Origin of the sequence: Cryobacterium zongtaii (genome assembly GCF_002909375.1) — a bacterium.
Taxonomy (GTDB): Bacteria; Actinomycetota; Actinomycetes; order Actinomycetales; family Microbacteriaceae; genus Cryobacterium; species Cryobacterium zongtaii.
Genome location: NZ_PPXD01000009.1, coordinates 82495 through 100432, shown reverse-complemented (window position 1 = coordinate 100432; position 17938 = coordinate 82495). Strand labels below are relative to the sequence as shown.

Here is a 17938-nt window from a genome sequence, read left to right as displayed (position 1 = left end):
CCCCGCACGTGGTGCTCGGCCAGAAGACGGCCCGCAAGAAGCGCGTGGTCGGCATCGGCGGCTGGATCCTCCGGATCGGCCTGGCCGTGCTGTTCCTCTTCCCGATCCTGTTCATGTTCGTCTCGTCGCTGAAGCCCGACCAGCAGATTTTCGGTGACCTGTCGTCGATCGCCGCGTTCCTGCCCATCGGCAACATCTCGATGGACAACTACGCCGCCGTGTTCGACCGGGTGCCCGCCGCCCGGTTCCTGGTCAACTCGATCGGCATCTCGGCGATCACCGTCATCGCCGGCATCCTGGTGAACAGCCTCGCCGCGTTCGCGCTGAGCCGGATGCGGGTACGCGGCAAGACCGTCATCCTCACCCTGATCATCGCCACCCTGATCGTGCCGTTCGAGACCCTCGCGCTGCCGCTGGTGTGGTGGGTGAACCAGCTGCCCTCGTTCGAGCTGACCGAGCTGGGCTTCATGTTCAGCAAGGGCTGGATCGACACCTACCAGGTGCAGATCATCCCGTTCGTGGCCAACGCCTTCTCGATCTACCTGTTCCACCAGTACTTCGAATCGATCCCCAAGGAACTCGACGAGGCCGCCCGGATGGACGGCGCCGGCTGGTTCCGCATCTACCGGCAGGTGGTGATGCCGCTCTCCGGCCCCGCCATCGCCACCGTCGCCATCCTCACCTTCCTGCCCGCCTGGAACTCCTACCTCTGGCCGCTGATGGTGGTGCAAACCGAGGAGCTACGCCCGGTGATGGTGGGCGTGCAGTACTTCTTCCAGCTCAACGTCTCCTGGGGCGAGGTGATGGCGTACTCCACGCTGATCACGCTGCCCGTGGTGGCCCTGTTCATCGCTTTCCAACGCTCATTCGTCAACAGCATCGCGTCCAGCGGTGTGAAAGGTTAGGCCGGTTTTATGTCGCTCCAACTGCCCGATAAGTGGATCTGGGACTCCTGGTACGTTCAGGTCGACGGTCTCACGCACGCCTATTACCTGCACGCCAGCAAGGCCCTCGGAGACCCCGAACGCCGGCACCGGCACCCGATCGTGGGCCACGCCGTCAGCACCGACCTCACCAACTGGACCGTCGTTGAAGACGCCCTGATCATCTCGGATGCCCCCGCCTTCGACGACGCCACCACCTGGACCGGCTCGGTGGTCCAGGCCGACGACGGGCTCTGGTGGATGCTCTACACCGGCACCTCCCGCGCCGAGAACACCATGGTGCAGCGCATCGGCGCCGCCACCTCCCCCGATCTGCTCACCTGGACCAAGGTGTCGACCGAGCCGCTCGTGGAGGCCGACCCGGCGTTCTACGAGACGCTCGACCTGTCCGTCTGGCACGACCAGGCCTGGCGCGACCCGTGGGTGTTCCGCTTCCCCGGCGAGAGCACCTGGCAGATGCTGATCACCGCCCGTGCGGCATCCGGTGACCCGCGGGTGCGCGGCGTGCTCGGCCACGCCACCAGCTCCGACCTGCTCAATTGGACGGTGCAGCCGCCACTCAGCCAGCCCGGCCAGGGCTTCGGCCAGCTCGAGGTGTTCCAGTTCGAGATCGTCGACGGGGTGCCGATCCTGCTGTTCTGCTGCGGTGTCTCCGAGCTCTCGCCCGAGCGCCAGGCGGCCGGCGAGGTGGGCGGCGTCTACAGCGTGGCCGTGGATGCACGGCTGGAGCAGGTGGACTTCACCGGCTCGGTGCTGTTCGACCGCACCGACCTCTACGCCGCCCGGCTGCTGCAGGATGCCGACGGAGGCTGGGTGCTGCTCGGCTTCATCAACATCGTCGACGGCGAGTTCGTCGGCACCCTCAGCGACCCGATCCCGGTCACGGCCGACCCGGTGCGGGGGCTTGTGCACCGGCCGGTGCTGGACTCGGCCGAGGCGCCGGCCTTCGCCGCCGCGGTGCTGTGAGCGGCGGTGCTGTGAGCGGCGCCGCGGCGACCGGCGCCGACCGGGCCGAGCGCCGAGTGCTGGTGGTCGGCGAGGCACTGATCGACCTGGTGCAACGGGCCGACGGCTCCCGGGACGAGGCGCCCGGCGGCAGCCCCGCCAACGTGGCGCTGACGCTGGGGCGGCTGGGCCGGCATCCGCAGCTGCTCACCAGCCTGGGCGAGGACGACCGCGGCCACGCGGTGCGGACCTGGCTCGAGGACTCGGGGGTACAGGTGTCTGCGGGGAGCGCGACAGGGGCGCACACCTCCACCGCGACGGCACTGCTCGATGCCGCGGGGGCGGCCACCTACGAGTTCGACCTGGCCTGGGCCGTGGATGTGGCGCTGGCGGGCCCGGCCGATGTGCTGCACATCGGGTCGATCGCCACGGTGCTCGAGCCGGGCGCGTCCGACGTGGCACGCCTGGTGGAGGCCCGCCGCGCAACGGCGACCATCACGTTCGATCCGAACATCCGGCCGGCGCTGATCGACGATGCGGCGGCCGCCCGGTCGCGCCTGGAGCAGCTTGTGCGCCTCGCCGACGTCGTGAAAGTCAGCGACGAAGACCTGCTCTGGCTACACCCCGACGGCGAACTCGCCGACACTGCCGCGTCCTGGCTGGCCGCCGGGCCCGCCGTGGTGGTGGTCACCCAGGGTGGGGAGGGCGCGTTCGCGCTCACCGCTCAGGGACGGGTGTGGACGTCGGCGCCCCGGGTGACGGTGGTCGACACCGTCGGCGCGGGCGACACCTTCATGGGCGCTCTCGTCGACGGGCTGATCGACGCGGACCTGATCGGGGCCGACCGTCGTGCGGCGCTCCGCGACGTGCCGCTGGGGGCACTGGAGAGCATCATGCGGCGAAGCGCCGAGGCGGCCGCCGTCACGGTGTCCCGCCCCGGGGCCGACCCGCCCACCCGCGCCGAGCTCGCCGCTGTGTAGTTCACGGCCCGTAGGTCACGGCGGCGAAAGCCCGAGCAGCGCGCTCACTGAACGACGAGGAAGGAACCCGGCGCGGTAGGTCGGAAGGCCCTGCGCAGCGGCGGCAGGCGGTGCGCGTCGAGAGGATCATTCGGGGAGGCGGCTCTCGCAAGAGGGCGGCCACGCCACATGTTCGGTGTGGCGTTGTCCACTCAGTACGAGGAGTTCCCATGTCCGCACGATCCTGGCTCACCGCTTCAGCTCTCACGGTGGCCGCCGTCACCCTTGTCGGCTGCGCACAGGCCGCTCCGGCCGAGACTGCGCCGACCGAGAGGCCAGTGACCGAGCCGGCCCACTGGTCGTACGACGGAGACAGCGGCCCGGAGTCCTGGGCCGGCTTGGACGACGCTTTCCAGGCCTGCGAGGCCGGCACGGACCAGTCCCCGATCGACCTGCCGGCGGCCGTTCCGGCCCCGAGCACCAGCATCGAGCTGAGCGCCGAAGAAGCGGAGGGGGACGTCTTCGACAGCGGCCACGCCGTGGAGATCGAGACCGACGGAGAGGGCGAGATCCTCACGTTCGCCGACGATGACTACAGCCTGCAGCAACTGCACGCGCACGTGCCGTCGGAGCACACCGTGGCGGGACAGCCCGCCGCGGCCGAGCTGCACCTGGTGCACGCGGATGCGGACGGCAACCTGCTGGTGCTCGGGATCCTGGTGACCGAGGGGGCGGCATCCGACGCGTTGACGCCGTTCATCGAGGCGGCCAGCCACCTGGCCGACGAGGACGAGGTGACGCTGGATGTGGCCGCCGTTCTGCCGGCGTCGCTGGAGAACTACGAGTACTCGGGCAGCCTGACCACCCCGCCGTGCACCGAGGACGTGCAGTGGGTGGTGATGGGCACACCGATTTCGATGTCGGCGGAGCAGATCGACACCCTCGCGGGCGCGCACGACCACAACGCCCGGCCGACCCAGCCGCTTGGGGACCGCACCGTGGTGGGCGGGGCCGGGGAGGTCGAGATCACGGGGTAGAGGCTGCGCGTTAGAAGGTGCGGAGCCGCAGGTCGCGGCACTGGCGGGTCGGACACGACGTACGCTGGCCTGATGACGGATGTTGCACTGATCGGCCCGGTGGCCGCACCCGAGCTGCACGTCATGACCTTCAACATCCGCCGGCGGTTCGCCCACCTGCTGCCCGGCAATCCTGACCGCTGGGAGAGCCGCAAGCCGCTCGTGCGGCGCATCCTGGTCGCCGAGCAGCCCACGCTGCTCGGCGTGCAGGAGGCTCTGGCAGACCAGGTGGAATGGCTGGCCGGCGCCCTCGGGCCGCATTACCGCGGCGTGGGCCGGGGCCGCAACGCCGACGGAGGAGACGAACGCTGCACCATCTTCTACGACTCCCGACGCCTCGAGCTCACCGACTGGACCCAACGCGCGCTGTCCGACACGCCGGACGTGCCCGGCTCCCGGTCCTGGGGCAATCGGGTGCGCCGGGTGCTGGTGTCGGCCGAGTTCACCGATCTCGCTACCAATGGGCGGGTGCTCGCGTTCAACACCCACCTGGACCACCACTCCTGGCGCTCCCGGCTGCGCGCCGCCGACGCCCTGTTGGGGCTGGTGCGCGCGGCACAGAGTGCGGAGCCGGCCGCTGCGATCGTGGTGACCGGCGACTTCAACGCCGACGCTGACTCGGCGCTGCACCGGCGGCTGACCATCGATGGCACCCTGCGCGACGCCTGGCTCGCGGCGGCCGATCGGCTCACCCCGCAGTGGGGCACCTTCGGCCACTACAAACGACCGACACCCGGCGGCAAGCGCATCGACTTCATCCTGGCCGGGCCCGGTGTGACCGTGCTGCGCACCGGCATCAACGCGATGCGGTTCAACGGCCTGGCGGCCTCCGACCACGAGCCTGTGCAGGCGGTGTTGCGCGCCGGCACCTCGCCGGCTCAGCCGTGAGGGCATCGCCCGGAGTCGGCAGCCTGCCCCATACTTGGATATGGGCACCCGCCCGCCACGATCCACGGAGATGAGACCGGTGTCAGACCCCAGCCTTCGCCTGCCCAACACGCAGTTCTGCGCGGTGCTCAACCTCGGCGTTCTGCCCCTGGTGGCGCCCCCTCTGCCGACGCGATTCGCCCTGCCGGTGCTGGATGCGCAGTGGCTCGAGGACGGGGCCGCGATCTACATCGGCTTCGAGGAGGGCGAGCTGCACTTCGACGTGTCGGAACGGGGCATTGAGCACCACTTCCACAACGTCGACGGCGTCGACAGTGACATCAGCCCGTGGCCGGCTGCCGATACCGCGCAGCTGCTGGCCTGGGCCGGCCCGTTCGTGCGTCATGTCAGCGAGCTGCTCGAGGAACTGACCATGGATGCCGCCGAAGCTGCCGAGTGGAGCGCGCTGGGCCTCACCGTCTACGCCACCAGCCCGCCCGAACCGACACAGCTGGAGGTCGTCGACCTCGAACTCGAGGGCGAACAGATGATGCTGCCCTGGCTGGGCGCCGGCCACGTGGGCCACGACCACATCGACGGGCCCAACCACCCGATCGCGCTGCTCTGGAACGCGCAGCACGAGGAGCCCGACCTGCCCCTGGCCACCGCCTGGACCGACCCGGCCAGCGGCCAGCCGGCCGTCTCGGCCCGCCCCCGGGTGGACTGGGACGCTGTGGGCCTGCCCGAGGCAGAGGTGCTCGAGTGGCTGGAAGGGCTCTACCTCAACCACCACCTGCTCGCCGACCCCGAAGAACTCATCCTGCGCGCCGGCCTGGAGCGAATCGCCGGGATTCGCTAGCCCGGAACCGGGCCATGACGTATCGACAAGGAGCACGCATGACCAGCACACCCGCCTCCACCGCCCGCACCGCTGGCAGGATCGCGCTCGGCGCGATCCTGGTCCTGGCCGGCACCAGCCACCTCACCTTTGCGCGGGACGACTTTCGGGCACAGGTGCCGGAGTTCGTGCCGCTCCCCGAGGACACCACGGTGCTGCTCTCGGGAGTCGCCGAGATCTCGCTCGGCAGTGCGCTGCTGTTCGCCCCGACCGGCCTGCGCGGCAAGGTCGGGCTGCTGGCCGCCGCCTTCTTCACCGCGATCTTCCCCGGCAACATCGCCCAGGCCGTGCATCACAAGGATGCCTTCGGGCTGGACACCGACGCCAAGCGGATCGGCCGCCTCTTCGGACAGCCGCTGCTGATCGCCTGGGCACTCTGGTCGACGGCCGCGTTGGTGCGCCGCGCAAAGTAGTTGCGGCAGCGAGGCGGCTACGGCGTGTCCGTGCCCTGGCGGGTGCGGCTCCAGGTGACCAGCGGATGCAGCAGCGAGATCAGCTGCCGGCCGGACGTCGTCAGGCTGTAGCTGATCGACACCGGCGTCGTGGGCTGCACGTCACGCTCGATCAGGCCCTCCTGCTCGAGCTCCTTGAACCGGGCGGCGAGCACCCGGTCTGAGATGCCTTCGACGAGGGCGCGGTACTCGGAGAAGCGGCGAGCGCCCCGGGCGCCGGCCATCAGTATCGCGGCGCTCCACTTGCGGCCCGCCAACTCCACCGAGATCTGGAACCGACGGCACTCTTCCTCGTCGAGGGCGAAGGTCGATTCGCTGACGTCTTGTTTCACTGGCTGCGCTTCCTTACTGACCGACTCACTAACTATTGATTAGCAGCTTACCTCCGGATGGCGAATGGTGACGGAGTTTGGCATCGTGGGATGTCGGCGCGAATTCGGGCGCCGTGAACACCCGCAGAAAGGCCCTCAATGGTCACCACGATCGGCATCCTCGGGGCGGGCCGCGTCGGCTCCGCCATCGCCCGCACCGCGCTCAAGGCCGGTTACGCGGTCACCATCGCCGGATCCGGGCCCGCGGCCGACATCCAGCTCATCGTTGACATCGTCATCCCCGGTGCCTCAGCGATGTCGGCGGCGGAGGTGGCCGCATCCGCCGACCTCGTGGTGCTCGCCGTGCCGATGCACAAGTTTCGCTCGGTCGACCCGGCCACCCTGGCCGGCGCCATCGTGATCGACACCATGAACTACTGGCAGCCCATCGACGGCGAACTCCCCGAGGTCGCCACCGACCCCCGCGGAAGCAGCGAGATCGTCGCCGACCACTTCGCCACGGCCCGGCTGGTGAAGACCCTCAACCACATCGGCTACCACGACCTGGAGACCGACGCCCGGCCGGCCGGGCATCCCGACCGGCACGCCCTGGCCATCGCGGGCGAACCGCAGGCCGCATCCGTCGTGGCCGAGGTCATCGAGCGGTTCGGCTTCGACGCCGTCTACGCCGGCCCGCTCGAGGCCGGGACGGCGTTCGAGCCGGGCTCGACAGTGTTCGGCGGCCGGCACACCGCGGCCGAGCTGACGGCCGAGCTGGAGTTCGCCGCCGCAGCGGACGACGCCGCCTAATTGTTCCCCGTGCTGACATCTGCATCCGGCACACCGGGCGCAGATGTCCGTTTCGGGCACAGTTCCGCAGGCTCCCCGTTCCGCCAGACCCCGCACCACCAGACACCCCGTTCCACCAGACATCGGACAGACCCATGCAAATCGGCGCATACAGCTTCGGCGACACCCCACTGAACCCCGACGGCAGCTTCCGCAACACCGCGGAGGGCATCCGCACCCTCTTCGACGCCATCGTCCTGGCCGACCGGGTGGGGCTGGACTACTTCGGCATCGGCGAACACCACACCGTGAGCATGCCCGCGTCTTCCCCCGGTGCTCTCATCGCCGCCGCTGCCGCCGCGACCGACCGGATCATCCTCGGCAGCGCGGCGAGCATCATCAGCACGGATGACCCGGTGCGGGTATTCCAGCAGCTCGCCACCGCCGACGCCGTCTCCGGCGGCGGCCGGGTGGAGATCACCGCGGGGCGAGGATCCTCCGTCGAGACCTTCCCGCTGTTCGGACACGACCTGGCCGACTACGACAGGCTCTACGCCGAGAAGCTCGACCTGCTGATGACCATCAACAACAGCCCCACCGAGACGGTGAGCTGGTCGGGCAGCGTACGCCCGGCGATCGACGCCCTGGCCGTGGTGCCCCGCCCGGTGAACGGCCGGCTGCCGATCTGGTTGGCCACCGGAGGCAACGCGGCGTCGTCAGCCCGGGCTGGACGGCTGGGCCTACCCGTCTCCTACGGCATCATCGGCGGCGAACCGCACCGGTTCGCACCGCTGACGGAGCTCTACCGCCGATCGGCCGCGCAGGCCGGGCACCACACCGAGAACGTGAAGGTTTCGGTGGCGACGTTCGGTCTGGTCGCCCCCTCGAAGGCGGAGGCCCTGGAGCGGTTCTACCCCGGTTGGCACACCCTCAACGTGGAGATGGGCCGGCTGCGCGGTTGGGGCGCCCCCGACCGCCGACAGTTCGACGCCCAGGTCGCGACGCCCGGCGCCTACTACGTGGGCGATCCCGACGACGTCGCCGAGCGCATCGTGCACCTGCACGGCTACCTGGGCCACATGCGGCACTTCCTGCAGGGCGACTTCGGCGGTCTGCCGCCGGAGCACCTGCACGAGTCGCTCACCCTGCTGGCCACCGAGGTGAAGCCCCGCGTGGCCCGGCTGCTCGCCGCCAAATAGCAGCCACATAGCCGCGAGATAACCACCGGACAGCCACCTCCTCTGGCGCACTTTCCCCACCGCGCGGGTACCGTGGGCCCCATGACGGATGCGGCGCTGATCGGTGCGGTGAGCGCGCCCGACCTGCACGTGATGACCTACAACATCCGTCGCCGGGTGCCCACTTTGCGGCGGGGCAGCGCCGACCGGTGGGACAACCGCAAGCTGTTGTTGAAGCGCCTGCTTGTCGCCGAGCAGCCGACACTGCTCGGCGCGCAGGAGGCGCTGGTGGACCAGGTGCATTTTGTGGCCACCGCCCTCGGCCCGCACTACCGCTGGGTGGGCCGCGGTCGGCACGCCACCGGGCGCGACGAGCACAACCCGATCTTCTACGACAGCCGGCGCCTGCAGCTCACCGCCTGGCAGCAACGGGCGCTGTCGGCCACGCCGCACGTGCACGGGTCGCGCTCCTGGGGCAATCTCACCAGCAGGGTGGTGGTGTCCGCCGATTTCACCGACCTCGCCACCGGCGCCCGGCTGCTGGCCTTCAACACCCACTTCGACCACCTCTCCTGGCGGTCCCGGCTCACCTCGGCGGCGTTCATCATCACCCTGGTGAATTCCGCCCACGCCGCGGAACCCGACGCCGTAATCGTGGTCACCGGCGACCTCAACGCCACCGTGGATTCCGCCGTCTACCGCCGGCTGACCGGCGAGGGTGCGCTCCGGGATGCCTGGCTGGCGGCCGCCGAACGGTTGACCCCGCAGTGGGGCACCTTCTCGGGCTATCGGCGCCTGCGCCGGGGCGGGGCGCGCATCGACTTCGTCCTGGTGGGGCCGGGCGTCGAGGTGGCGAGCACGGGCATCAACGCGGCACGGTTCGACGGTCGGTCCGGCTCCGACCACGAGCCCGTGCAGGCAGTTCTGCGCCCGGCAAGCTCTACTGCCGGCGGCCGATCCGGCTAGTGTGCTGGCCATGATCCACACATTGCTGCGGCGACCGTCCGGCCTCGCGGAGGCGACCGCCGACGCGCTGCGGGCGTTGGCCCTGGTCGGCATCGTGGTCGCCGGCGTCGGCTGGGGCCCGCTGTCCGGGATCAGCCTGGCGCTCGTGGCCGGCGGGATGCTGCTCCCCCGGCTGCTGGGACTGCGACCGAGCGTCGACATCGCGTTCGGCGTGGTGGTGCTCGTGGCGGTCTGGAGCAGCGTGCTGGGGATCTACCTCACCACCCGTTGGTGGGACCTGCCAGTGCACTTCCTCACCAACGGACTCTGCGCCGCGCTGCTCTACATCGTGCTCGTGCAGTTCAGGGTGTTGGCCGACGCCGACACCCTGCCCCGGCCGATGCTCTCGGCAGCCGTGGTGACGACGACGCTGGGGCTGGCGCTGGGCGTGCTCTGGGAGGTCTTCGAGTGGTTCGGGCACACCTACCTCGATCCGGAGATCTTCGTCGGCTACAACGACTCGATAGGCGACCTGGTCTGGGGAGGTGCCGGCGCGCTGCTCGCGGGCTGCGGCATGAGTTACCTCACCGGCTCGCCCACGAGCCTGGCGGAACCCACGGCCGACGCCGACCCGGCACCCTTGTAGGCCCGGCACCCCTTTTTGTCGCGCTACCGCGCAACGGCATCCGCGAACCAGGTGGTGATGGTCGTCGGATGCGTGATGGCAGTGCCGACGACAACCGCGAACGCGCCGGCATCGATGCAGGCCGACGCCTGGGCCGGAGTGTGCACGCGGCCCTCGGCGATCACGGGGATCGGCAGCGTCGACGCGAGCTCGCGCAGCACCTCGAGGTCGGGTCCGACAGACTTCGGCCGCTCCCCCGTGTAGCCGCACAGGGTGGTGCCCACACAGTCGGCGCCGGCCTCGTGAGCGGCGATACCGTCGGCGACAGAGCCAACATCCGCCATCACCAGGGCGCTGGTCTGCTCGTGGATGCGGGCGATGGTCTCCGCCAGGGTCAGGCCGTCTGGCCGGGCCCGGCGGGTGCCGTCGATCGCGACGATCTGTGCGCCGGCGGCGATCACGGCCAGGGCGTGTTCGAGGGTCGGCGTGATGAACACGTCATCGGCGCCGTCTTTCCACAGGCCGATCTGCGGCAGGGCCACCCGCTCGTGGATCGAGCGGATGTCGGCGATGCCCTGGGCCCGGATACCCACGGCGCCGCCGCGCACGGCGGCCTCGGCGATCTGGGTCATGGTCTCGGGGTGCCGCATGGGCTCAGCCGGGTAGGCCTGGCACGACACGATGAGGCCGCCTTCGAGCGCGGCGAGGTAGGGATGCGTCATTCCGGGTATCCGTTCAGAAAGAGTTCAAAGAGATTGTGGTGTCAGAAGTGTGGAGCTGGTGATCAGGGACGCCGCGCCGACGATGGCCGAGTCCGCGCCCAGGGAGGTCGGCACGATCCGGCAGCCGGCCAGCAGGCCCATCGCTTCGGCGCGGGCCTGGCTCTCTACGGTGTTCCACCAGCGGGGGCCTGCGGAAGCGAGACCGCCGCCGACGATGACGAGATCGGGGTCCAGACTGTTGATCAGGCCGCCGATCGAGCGGCCCAGCGCGGTGGCGGCGACGTCGATGACCTCCGCCGCCACCGAATCGCCGGCGTCGGCCTTGGCGAAGATCTCCTGGGTGTCCCTGGGCACGCTTCCGCCGCGGCGCAGATAGGCCTGCAGAATCGCGGGTCCCGAGGCGATGACCTCGAGGTGGCCGACCCCGCCGCAGGTGCAGGCCAGTCCCGCGGCTTCCGCGGCGGGGACGTGCCCGTAGTGGCCGGCGGCCCCGTGGCGACCGGCTTGCAGCACGCCGTCGATCACGAGAGCTCCGCCGATCCCGGTTCCGGCGGCGATGACGAGCACAGTGCGCTCGCCCCGGCCGGCGCCGTGCACGGCCTCGCCGATGGCGTGCGCGTGCACATCGTTGACGGTGGCGACCGGCACACCCAGCCGGCGCTCGATCTCGGCGCCGAGGCGGGTTCCGGTCCAGCCGGGCAGGGAGTTCGTGGCGAACTGCACGGTGCGGCTCACCGGGTCGATAACGCCGGCTGCGCCGATCCCGCACCCGGCGATGGCGGCGCCGGGTGCGGATGCGGTGAGGCTGGTGGCGAGGTCGACGATGGTCTGGAGGATAGCCTCCGGGCCCTCGGCGGCCGGCGTCGGCGCCGACATCCGCCGGGTGACGACGCCGTCGGGGGCGACGAGTCCCGCCGCGATTTTGGTGCCGCCGAGGTCGACGCCGAGTGTGAAGGTCATCGCACCAAAAGGCCCGCGCGGTCGACGATCGCTTGGATGCGCTCGACGGTCTCGCCGGCGAGGGCGGGAACCGGCGGCGACATCCGGTTGGTCGAGATGATGTCCAGGTGCGCCAGGGCGGTCTTGAACGCGCCGAGGCCGGCGGCTTCGCCGCTCACGCCGGAGGCCTGGAAGACGATCTCGAACAGTTCGGACAGTTCGTCCTGGATGCGGCGCACGGCCTCCCAGTCGCCGGCCTTCGACGCGGCGAACAGGTCGACGTAGCGCTTCGGGTCGACGTTGCCGAGGCCGGGAACCACGCCGTCGGCGCCCAGCAGCAGAGCGCCGTCGACGACGACCTCGTGGCCGGTGAAGACGACCAGGGGGCTGCCGGCGGCCCGGTTGGCCATCACCAGGCGGCGGAATCCGACGTCGTCGCCGCTGGAGTCCTTGACGCCGGCGATGATACCTTCGGCGCCCAGACGGATGAGCATGTCGAGGCTGAGCTTGTTGTGCACCCGCACCGGCACGTCGTAGGCGAAGATCGGCAGCGTGGTCGCGGCGGCGAGCAGTCGGAAGTGCGTCTCGATCTCGGCCTGGTTCGGCAAAGTGTAGAACGGGGCGGTGGCCACGATGGCGTCGACGCCGGCGGCCTCGGCCAGGCGGATCTGTGCCACGACGCGGGCCGGGGTCATGTCGTTCACGCCGGTCATGATCTTGACCCGGCCGGCGGAGATGCGCACGGCTTCGGTCAGGACGACGGTGCGGTCCGCGTCGGAGAGGAAGGCGACCTCACCAGAGGAACCCAGGACGAACAGGCCGTCGACGCCGGCGTCGATGAGGTGGTTGACCAGACGCTCGAAGGACTCGAGGTCGACGGCTCCGTCTGCAGTGAGAGGGGTGACGAGAGGGGGAACGACTCCGCCGAAGGTGGGTGCTGACATAGTTGTTGCTCCTGATTTCTTTAGTTATGGATGAGAAGGCTGGGAGCCGCACCGAGGAGGGTGCGGGTGTACGGATCGCTCGGGGTGGTGAAGACCTGCTCTGCGGGTCCCTCCTCCACGACGCGTCCGGATTTCATGACGACGATCCGGTCGGACACGTAGCGCACGGTCTGGATGTCGTGCGAGATGAACGCCATGCCGAGGTTGAGGCCCACCTTCAGGTCGCTCAACAGGTTGAGGATCTGGGCGCGCACCGACACATCCAGGGCGCTGGTCGGTTCGTCGGCGATGATGATGTCAGGTTCGAGCGCGAGCGCCCTGGCGATGGCCACACGCTGGCGCTGGCCGCCGGAGACCTGACCGGGGAACACATCGCTGGTGGAGGCGGGCAGCCCGACGAGGTCGAGCAGTTCCCGCACCCGCGCTTCCCGCTGCGCCAGGGTGCCGATTCCGTGCACCCGGAGCGGGTCCATCAGCACGTCGTGCACGCTCATGCGGGCGTTCAGGGCGGTGGACGGGTCCTGGAAGATGATGGACACCGCTTTGCCGTAGGCCCTGGCGGTGGTCCGGTCGCGCTTGACGATGTTGCGTCCCTTGAACGACACCGTGCCGCTGGTCGGCTCCTGCAGCCCGACCATCACCCGGGCGAGGGTGGACTTGCCGCAGCCGGACTCCCCCACGATGCCGATGGTCTCGCCGCGGTTCAGGGTAAGGCTCACCGAGTTGACGGCGTGCACCTTGTCCCGGCGGAACAGCGTTCCGGTGCGGGCGGTGTGGATGACGTGGATGTCGTCGAGTCGCAGAATCTCGTTGCCGGTGCTCATCGCGTGGTCTCCAGTTCGTCATCCGGTGCCAGCAGGGCATCGTTGTGGGTGGACACAAGGTGCAGGGTGCCGGTGATCGGCCGCAGCTCCGGGCGGGTGGCCCGTACCGCGTCGCCGCTCCTCGACCGTGGCGCGAACCTGTCGCCGGTGGCGAAGTCACGCGGCGAGGGCACCGTGCCGGGGATCTGGTGCAGCCGGGTGGCGCCGTCCTCGATGGACAGCACCGAACCGAGCAGGCCCCGCGTGTACTCGTGGCGGGGGCTCATCAGCAACGCCGTGGTCGGAGCGGACTCCACCACCTGGCCGGCGTACATGACGGTGATGCGGTGCGCCAGCTCCGCGACCAGGGCAAGGTCATGGCTGACGAACACCATCGCGAAGCCGAGCTTCTCGCGCAGGTCGTTGAGCAGGTCGATGACCTGCGCCTGCACCGTCACGTCCAGCGCGGTGGTGGGCTCATCGGCCACGATCAGCTTGGGGTCCCGGGTCAGCGCCATGGCGATCAGCACCCGCTGGCGCTGTCCGCCGCTCAGCTCGTGCGGGTAGCTCTTCAGCGTGCGCACGGGGTCCAGGCCCACGAGTTCGAGCAGCTCGGTGGCGCTGCGGGTGCCACCGCGCTTGATCAGTTGGCCGAGCTGGGTGCTGACGAGCATCGACGGGTTGAGCGAGCTCAACGCATCCTGGTAGACCATCGCCATCTCGTGCCCGAGGAGCGCCTGGCGCTCCTTGCGCGGCATGGTCAACAGGTCGCGACCCTCGAAGAGGATCTGCCCGGTGATCTCGGCGGTGTCCGGCAGCAGCCCCATGATGGCGAGGCTGGTGATGCTCTTGCCGCAGCCGGATTCGCCGACCAGGGCCATCGTCTCGCTGGGCCGAACCGAGAAGCTCACGTTGTCGACGATGGCGATGTCACCGTGCCGGTTCGGGAAGCGGATGCTCAGGTTCTTCACCTCGAGCAGCGGGGCCGCATCACCGGTGTACACCAGCCGGTCGGTGCGGGTCGATTCGATCAGCCGCAGCTGGGCGAGGTGCATCTCGAGGGGCACGGATGCCGCGGCGGTCTCCACCACGGACACCGTCGTGGTGGTGGCGCTGTCGGCAGCGGACACGGCGGCAACGGCCTTGGCGTTCTTCGCAGCCGGCTTCACCAGGGCGTCGGTGAGGCCCTCGGCGAGGATGTTCAGCGACAACACCGTGATCAGGATGAGCATGCCGGGGAAGAAGGTGGCCCACCAACCGCCGCTGAGCAGCAGGTTCCGGCCGGAGGAGATCACGTTGCCCCAGGACGGGGCGGGGTCCTGCACGCCGGCGCCGATGAACGAGAGGCTCGCTTCGAAGACGATCGCGTCGGCCACCAGCACGGTGACGAACACCATGATCGGGGCCGCACAGTTACGGGCCACGTGCCAGAACAGGATGTGCGGCAGTCGGGCACCCATCACCCGCTCGGCGGAGACGTAGTCCTCGCCGAACTGGGCCATCACGTTGGCGCGCACGATCCGGGCGATCTGCGGAACGTAGAGGAACGCGATCGTGCAGATCAGGATCGGCAGCTCCTTGCCGAAGACGGCAACGAAGACGATAGCCAGGGCGATGCCGGGGAACGACATGATGATGTCGAGGATGCGCATGATGGTCTCGCTCAGCCACTTGGACGCGGTGGCGGCGATCGACCCGATGATCGCACCGGCGATGAGAGCCAGCGACGTGGCCCCCAGGCCGATGGCCAGGGAGAACCTGGCGCCGTAGAGCAGCCTGGAGAAGATGTCGCGGCCGTTGCGGTCGGTACCGAAGAGGTGCTCGAACGAGGGCGGCAGCGCCGGGATGCCCGACTTGAGCGGGTCGAACGGGGCGATGACCGGCGCGAGGACCGCGAGCAGCACCACGAGACCGAAGAAGGCGAGGGCGACCTTGGAGCCGAGCGGCATGGCGCCGAAGCGCTGGGCCGGCACGCTCAGTCGCGCGTTGAGTGATCGACGCATCGTTACACCGTCCGAATCCGTGGGTTGATGAGCAGGTACAGCATGTCAACGACGATGTTGACGACCACGAAGGCCAGCGCCACGGTGAGGGTGACGCCCTGCACCAGGTTGATGTCGTTGTTGGTCACACCGTTGAGGATGAGTTTGCCCATGCCGGGCAGGTCGAAGATGACCTCGATGATGACGGCCCCTCCGATGAGGTAACCGACCCGCAGGCCGAGCACCGTCACGGGGGTGATGAGGGCGTTCCGCAGCACGTTCCGGCTCACCACGACGCTGCGCGGCAGGCCGCTGCCGATGGCGGTACGCACGTAGTCCCGGTCGAGCTCCTCGACCATCGAGGTGCGCACCACCCGGGTGAGGGAGGCGGCGACGGGGATGCCGAGCGAGATCGCCGGCAGGATCATGGTGCCCAGCCAGCCGGTGAAGGAGTCGTTGATGTTGACGTACCCGCCGGTGGGCAGCCAACCCAGGCCCAGGGCGAAGTTCTGGATGAGCAGGATGGCGAGCCAGAAGGACGGCACCGCGATGCCGGCGATGGACACCACCCTGATGAGCTGGTCGGGCCAGCGGTCGCGGTACAGCGCCGCGGTCACGCCGAGCGTGAGCGAGAGCACCACCGCGATCAGCAGGCCCATGATGGTCAGCTGCACGGTGAGGGGGAAGGCCGACCCGATCAGGGTGGTCACCTTGCTCGCCGGCGGAACGGTGACGCCGAGGTTGCCTTGCACCAGGTTGGCCAGGAAGGTGAGGTAGCGCACGATCAGAGGGTCATTGAGACCCGCGTCTTCGCGATAGGCCTCTCTGGCGGTCTCCGACGAGCTCTCCCCGAGAGCGTTGATGGCCGGATCTCCCGGCGCGAGTTGCATAACGAAAAAGACGAGGGCGGTGATGCCCAGGATCATAATCGGGAGCACGGCGATTCGTCGGGCCATGAGCCTGAGCAACGCGGTCACAATTGTCTCCTCTAGAAAGAAAATGGGGTGGGGGCCGGCCACCGGCCGGCCCCCGGGTGGATTACTCTGCGGTGCGCGCGACGTCCAGGAAGGACAGGCCCGTGAAGGCCACGGGCTTGAAGCCGGTGATGGCGTCTTCGTTCCAAGCCGTCGGCAGCTTGCGGTGCACGAGCGGGTAGACCGGGCACTCGTCGGCGATGAGGTCGAAGGCCTTGCCCCACAGCTTCTTCTGCTCGGCGGCATCCGACGTCGCCATGGCGTCGTCGAGGTAGCCGGTCAGCGTGGCGAACTCCGCGGAGTCGGCCCAGCGGTACCGCTTGGTGGGCCAGACCGTCGCGGCGCCGTACCACCAGCGCAGCAGCAGGTCGGCGTCGTTACCGAACACCGACGGGTCGCCGGGGGCGACCATCACCGTGTAGTTGCCCTCGTCGACGGTCTTGTACTGGGCACCGGACTGGTTGGAGTCGATGGTGGTGGCGATGCCGGCGGCGTCGAGGTCCTCCTTGATCAGCGGCAGCACATCCTTCACCCAGCTGGTGTCGGTGGCCAGCAGCGTGATGGACAGCCCGTCGACCCCGGCGGCCTTGAGCATCTTCTTGGCCTTGGCCAGGTCGTACGTGTAGACCGTCTTGGCCTTCTGGTACGACGGGTGCTCCTTCTGCAGGTAGCTGGTGGCCGCGGTGGCCTGGCCGAGCATGCCCGTGTTGATGAGCTTCTCGTAGTCGATGGCATAGCGGAACGCCTGGCGAACGCGCTTGTCGTCGAACGGGGCGACCGAGGTGTTGAACATCATGAACAGCTGGCCGAACGACTGCACCGACTCCACGGTGGCGTCCTTCAGCGAGGCGACGTCGATGTACGGCACATCCTCGATGGCCTGCACCCGACCGGACTGCACGGCGGTGACGCGGGCTGCGGCATCCGAGAGCAGGTTCCAGGTCATCGCGGCGGCCAGGGCCGGGCGGGCGCCCGTGTAGGCGTCGAAGCGCTCGAACATGATCTTGTCGTCCTTGACGGCCGACAGCATCTTGTACGGACCGGTTCCGGTCGGCAGGGAGTCGAAGGCGACCTTGTCGGCCTCCACCAGTGCCTTGGGAACGATCTTGACCACCGAGAGGCGCTCCAGGGCGAGGGCGGTCTCCTGCTTGAGCGTGATCTTCACAGTGCTGGCGTCGACCTTGGCGATCGAGTCGACGAACGGCAGGAAGGTGAGGTAGAGCGACGCGTTCGCCGGGTCGAGCACACGCTGGAACGAGAAGACGACATCGTCTGCTGTTACCGGAGTGCCATCGTGGAAGACAGCGCCGTCACGCAGCTTTGCGGTGACGGTCTTGCCGCTCACTGTGGGCAGGTCGGCGGCGAGCGCCGCGTACACCTCGCGGGTGACCGGGTCGAGTTCGACCAGGCCCTCGAGCACGTGCCAGTTGGCGGCGACCGTGACGGCGCCGGTGGTGGTCATCGGGTCGAAACCGGTGGAGAGGGCGTAGGAGATGCCCGCCTCGATGGTTCCGTTCTTGTCAATGCCGGGGCCCTCGGAGCTGGTCGGTGCCACGCTGTTGGTAGACGCGGGGCCGCTGCAGGC

The 17938-nt window shown here is 69.2% G+C and carries 19 protein-coding genes; 11 read left to right on the top strand and 8 right to left on the bottom strand.

Going from position 1 to position 17938, the window contains the following annotated elements:
• Positions 1-113: 113 nt before the first annotated feature.
• The 7 genes from C3B61_RS08610 (at position 114) to C3B61_RS08580 (ending at position 6102) form a co-directional block, all read left to right on the top strand.
• Entirely contained in the window at positions 114-905 is a 792-nt protein-coding gene (locus C3B61_RS08610; RefSeq protein WP_240632520.1) for a carbohydrate ABC transporter permease, read from the top strand.
• A 9-nt stretch (positions 906-914) separates the two neighbouring features.
• Entirely contained in the window at positions 915-1910 is a 996-nt protein-coding gene (locus tag C3B61_RS08605) for a glycoside hydrolase family protein (protein WP_103460240.1), read from the top strand.
• A gap of 11 nt (positions 1911-1921) precedes the next feature.
• On the top strand, positions 1922-2869 hold the full coding sequence (locus C3B61_RS08600; RefSeq protein ID WP_244285886.1) for a carbohydrate kinase family protein: 948 nt from the start codon (positions 1922-1924) through the stop codon (positions 2867-2869).
• 209 nt (positions 2870-3078) lie between these two features.
• Complete coding sequence (locus C3B61_RS08595; protein WP_103460239.1) at positions 3079-3885, top strand: carbonic anhydrase; 807 nt, start codon at positions 3079-3081, stop codon at positions 3883-3885.
• Between the two features lie 72 nt (positions 3886-3957).
• Positions 3958-4812, top strand: coding sequence for an endonuclease/exonuclease/phosphatase family protein (locus C3B61_RS08590; protein WP_103460238.1), 855 nt, complete (start codon positions 3958-3960; stop codon positions 4810-4812).
• Positions 4813-4891: 79 nt separating this feature from the next.
• Complete coding sequence (locus C3B61_RS08585; protein WP_133159846.1) at positions 4892-5650, top strand: hypothetical protein; 759 nt, start codon at positions 4892-4894, stop codon at positions 5648-5650.
• A 38-nt stretch (positions 5651-5688) separates the two neighbouring features.
• Complete coding sequence (locus C3B61_RS08580) at positions 5689-6102, top strand: DoxX family protein (protein ID WP_103460236.1); 414 nt, start codon at positions 5689-5691, stop codon at positions 6100-6102.
• A gap of 17 nt (positions 6103-6119) precedes the next feature.
• On the opposite strand, the gene C3B61_RS08575 is transcribed toward C3B61_RS08580, so the two are convergent.
• Positions 6120-6473 (bottom strand): winged helix-turn-helix transcriptional regulator, encoded by a 354-nt coding sequence (locus C3B61_RS08575; RefSeq protein WP_241990495.1) that lies wholly within the window; start codon positions 6471-6473, stop codon positions 6120-6122.
• Positions 6474-6611: 138 nt separating this feature from the next.
• Between C3B61_RS08575 and C3B61_RS08570 the strand changes: the two genes are divergently transcribed.
• The 4 genes from C3B61_RS08570 to C3B61_RS08555 all read left to right on the top strand — a co-directional run bounded on the left by C3B61_RS08570 (position 6612) and on the right by C3B61_RS08555 (position 10010).
• Complete coding sequence (locus C3B61_RS08570) at positions 6612-7262, top strand: NADPH-dependent F420 reductase (protein WP_103460235.1); 651 nt, start codon at positions 6612-6614, stop codon at positions 7260-7262.
• Between the two features lie 134 nt (positions 7263-7396).
• Positions 7397-8440, top strand: coding sequence for an LLM class flavin-dependent oxidoreductase (locus C3B61_RS08565; protein WP_103460234.1), 1044 nt, complete (start codon positions 7397-7399; stop codon positions 8438-8440).
• Between the two features lie 81 nt (positions 8441-8521).
• On the top strand, positions 8522-9385 hold the full coding sequence (locus C3B61_RS08560; protein WP_103460233.1) for an endonuclease/exonuclease/phosphatase family protein: 864 nt from the start codon (positions 8522-8524) through the stop codon (positions 9383-9385).
• Between the two features lie 10 nt (positions 9386-9395).
• Positions 9396-10010 carry a DUF2238 domain-containing protein gene (locus C3B61_RS08555; protein WP_133160249.1) on the top strand — a complete coding sequence of 205 codons (615 nt, stop codon included), beginning with the start codon at positions 9396-9398 and terminating at the stop codon, positions 10008-10010.
• 23 nt (positions 10011-10033) lie between these two features.
• Here C3B61_RS08555 and C3B61_RS08550 read toward each other — a convergent pair whose 3' ends face one another.
• The 7 genes from C3B61_RS08550 to C3B61_RS08520 form a co-directional block, all read right to left on the bottom strand.
• On the bottom strand, positions 10034-10711 hold the full coding sequence (locus tag C3B61_RS08550) for an N-acetylmannosamine-6-phosphate 2-epimerase (protein ID WP_103460231.1): 678 nt from the start codon (positions 10709-10711) through the stop codon (positions 10034-10036).
• A gap of 24 nt (positions 10712-10735) precedes the next feature.
• Positions 10736-11671 (bottom strand): ROK family protein, encoded by a 936-nt coding sequence (locus C3B61_RS08545; RefSeq protein ID WP_103460230.1) that lies wholly within the window; start codon positions 11669-11671, stop codon positions 10736-10738.
• Positions 11668-12594: a dihydrodipicolinate synthase family protein gene (locus C3B61_RS08540; protein WP_103460229.1), complete on the bottom strand. Its 927-nt coding sequence runs from the start codon at positions 12592-12594 to the stop codon at positions 11668-11670. Before C3B61_RS08540 ends, C3B61_RS08545 begins: the two co-directional genes overlap by 4 nt.
• A gap of 20 nt (positions 12595-12614) precedes the next feature.
• Entirely contained in the window at positions 12615-13418 is an 804-nt protein-coding gene (locus C3B61_RS08535; protein WP_103460228.1) for an ABC transporter ATP-binding protein, read from the bottom strand.
• Positions 13415-15400: a dipeptide/oligopeptide/nickel ABC transporter permease/ATP-binding protein gene (locus C3B61_RS08530; RefSeq protein WP_103460227.1), complete on the bottom strand. Its 1986-nt coding sequence runs from the start codon at positions 15398-15400 to the stop codon at positions 13415-13417. The genes C3B61_RS08535 and C3B61_RS08530 overlap by 4 nt, the downstream gene beginning before the upstream one ends.
• A 2-nt stretch (positions 15401-15402) precedes the next feature.
• Positions 15403-16356 (bottom strand): ABC transporter permease, encoded by a 954-nt coding sequence (locus C3B61_RS08525; protein WP_103430889.1) that lies wholly within the window; start codon positions 16354-16356, stop codon positions 15403-15405.
• Between the two features lie 61 nt (positions 16357-16417).
• Positions 16418-17908 carry an ABC transporter substrate-binding protein gene (locus tag C3B61_RS08520; RefSeq protein WP_341476145.1) on the bottom strand — a complete coding sequence of 497 codons (1491 nt, stop codon included), beginning with the start codon at positions 17906-17908 and terminating at the stop codon, positions 16418-16420.
• Between the last annotated feature and the right edge of the window lie 30 nt (positions 17909-17938).

What these genes read in the sequence shown, in the direction of transcription:
- C3B61_RS08555 (WP_133160249.1), top strand. Translation starts at nt 9,396, where the DNA reads ATGATCCACACATTGCTGCGGCGACCGTCCGGCCTCGCGGAGGCGACC.
- C3B61_RS08565 (WP_103460234.1), top strand. Translation starts at nt 7,397, where the DNA reads ATGCAAATCGGCGCATACAGCTTCGGCGACACCCCACTGAACCCCGAC.
- C3B61_RS08550 (WP_103460231.1), bottom strand. Translation starts at nt 10,711, where the DNA reads ATGACGCATCCCTACCTCGCCGCGCTCGAAGGCGGCCTCATCGTGTCG.
- C3B61_RS08590 (WP_103460238.1), top strand. Translation starts at nt 3,958, where the DNA reads ATGACGGATGTTGCACTGATCGGCCCGGTGGCCGCACCCGAGCTGCAC.
- C3B61_RS08540 (WP_103460229.1), bottom strand. Translation starts at nt 12,594, where the DNA reads ATGTCAGCACCCACCTTCGGCGGAGTCGTTCCCCCTCTCGTCACCCCT.
- C3B61_RS08580 (WP_103460236.1), top strand. Translation starts at nt 5,689, where the DNA reads ATGACCAGCACACCCGCCTCCACCGCCCGCACCGCTGGCAGGATCGCG.
- C3B61_RS08570 (WP_103460235.1), top strand. Translation starts at nt 6,612, where the DNA reads ATGGTCACCACGATCGGCATCCTCGGGGCGGGCCGCGTCGGCTCCGCC.
- C3B61_RS08560 (WP_103460233.1), top strand. Translation starts at nt 8,522, where the DNA reads ATGACGGATGCGGCGCTGATCGGTGCGGTGAGCGCGCCCGACCTGCAC.
- C3B61_RS08535 (WP_103460228.1), bottom strand. Translation starts at nt 13,418, where the DNA reads ATGAGCACCGGCAACGAGATTCTGCGACTCGACGACATCCACGTCATC.
- C3B61_RS08595 (WP_103460239.1), top strand. Translation starts at nt 3,079, where the DNA reads ATGTCCGCACGATCCTGGCTCACCGCTTCAGCTCTCACGGTGGCCGCC.
- C3B61_RS08605 (WP_103460240.1), top strand. Translation starts at nt 915, where the DNA reads ATGTCGCTCCAACTGCCCGATAAGTGGATCTGGGACTCCTGGTACGTT.
- C3B61_RS08530 (WP_103460227.1), bottom strand. Translation starts at nt 15,400, where the DNA reads ATGCGTCGATCACTCAACGCGCGACTGAGCGTGCCGGCCCAGCGCTTC.
- C3B61_RS08610 (WP_240632520.1), top strand. Translation starts at nt 114, where the DNA reads ATGTTCGTCTCGTCGCTGAAGCCCGACCAGCAGATTTTCGGTGACCTG.
- C3B61_RS08545 (WP_103460230.1), bottom strand. Translation starts at nt 11,671, where the DNA reads ATGACCTTCACACTCGGCGTCGACCTCGGCGGCACCAAAATCGCGGCG.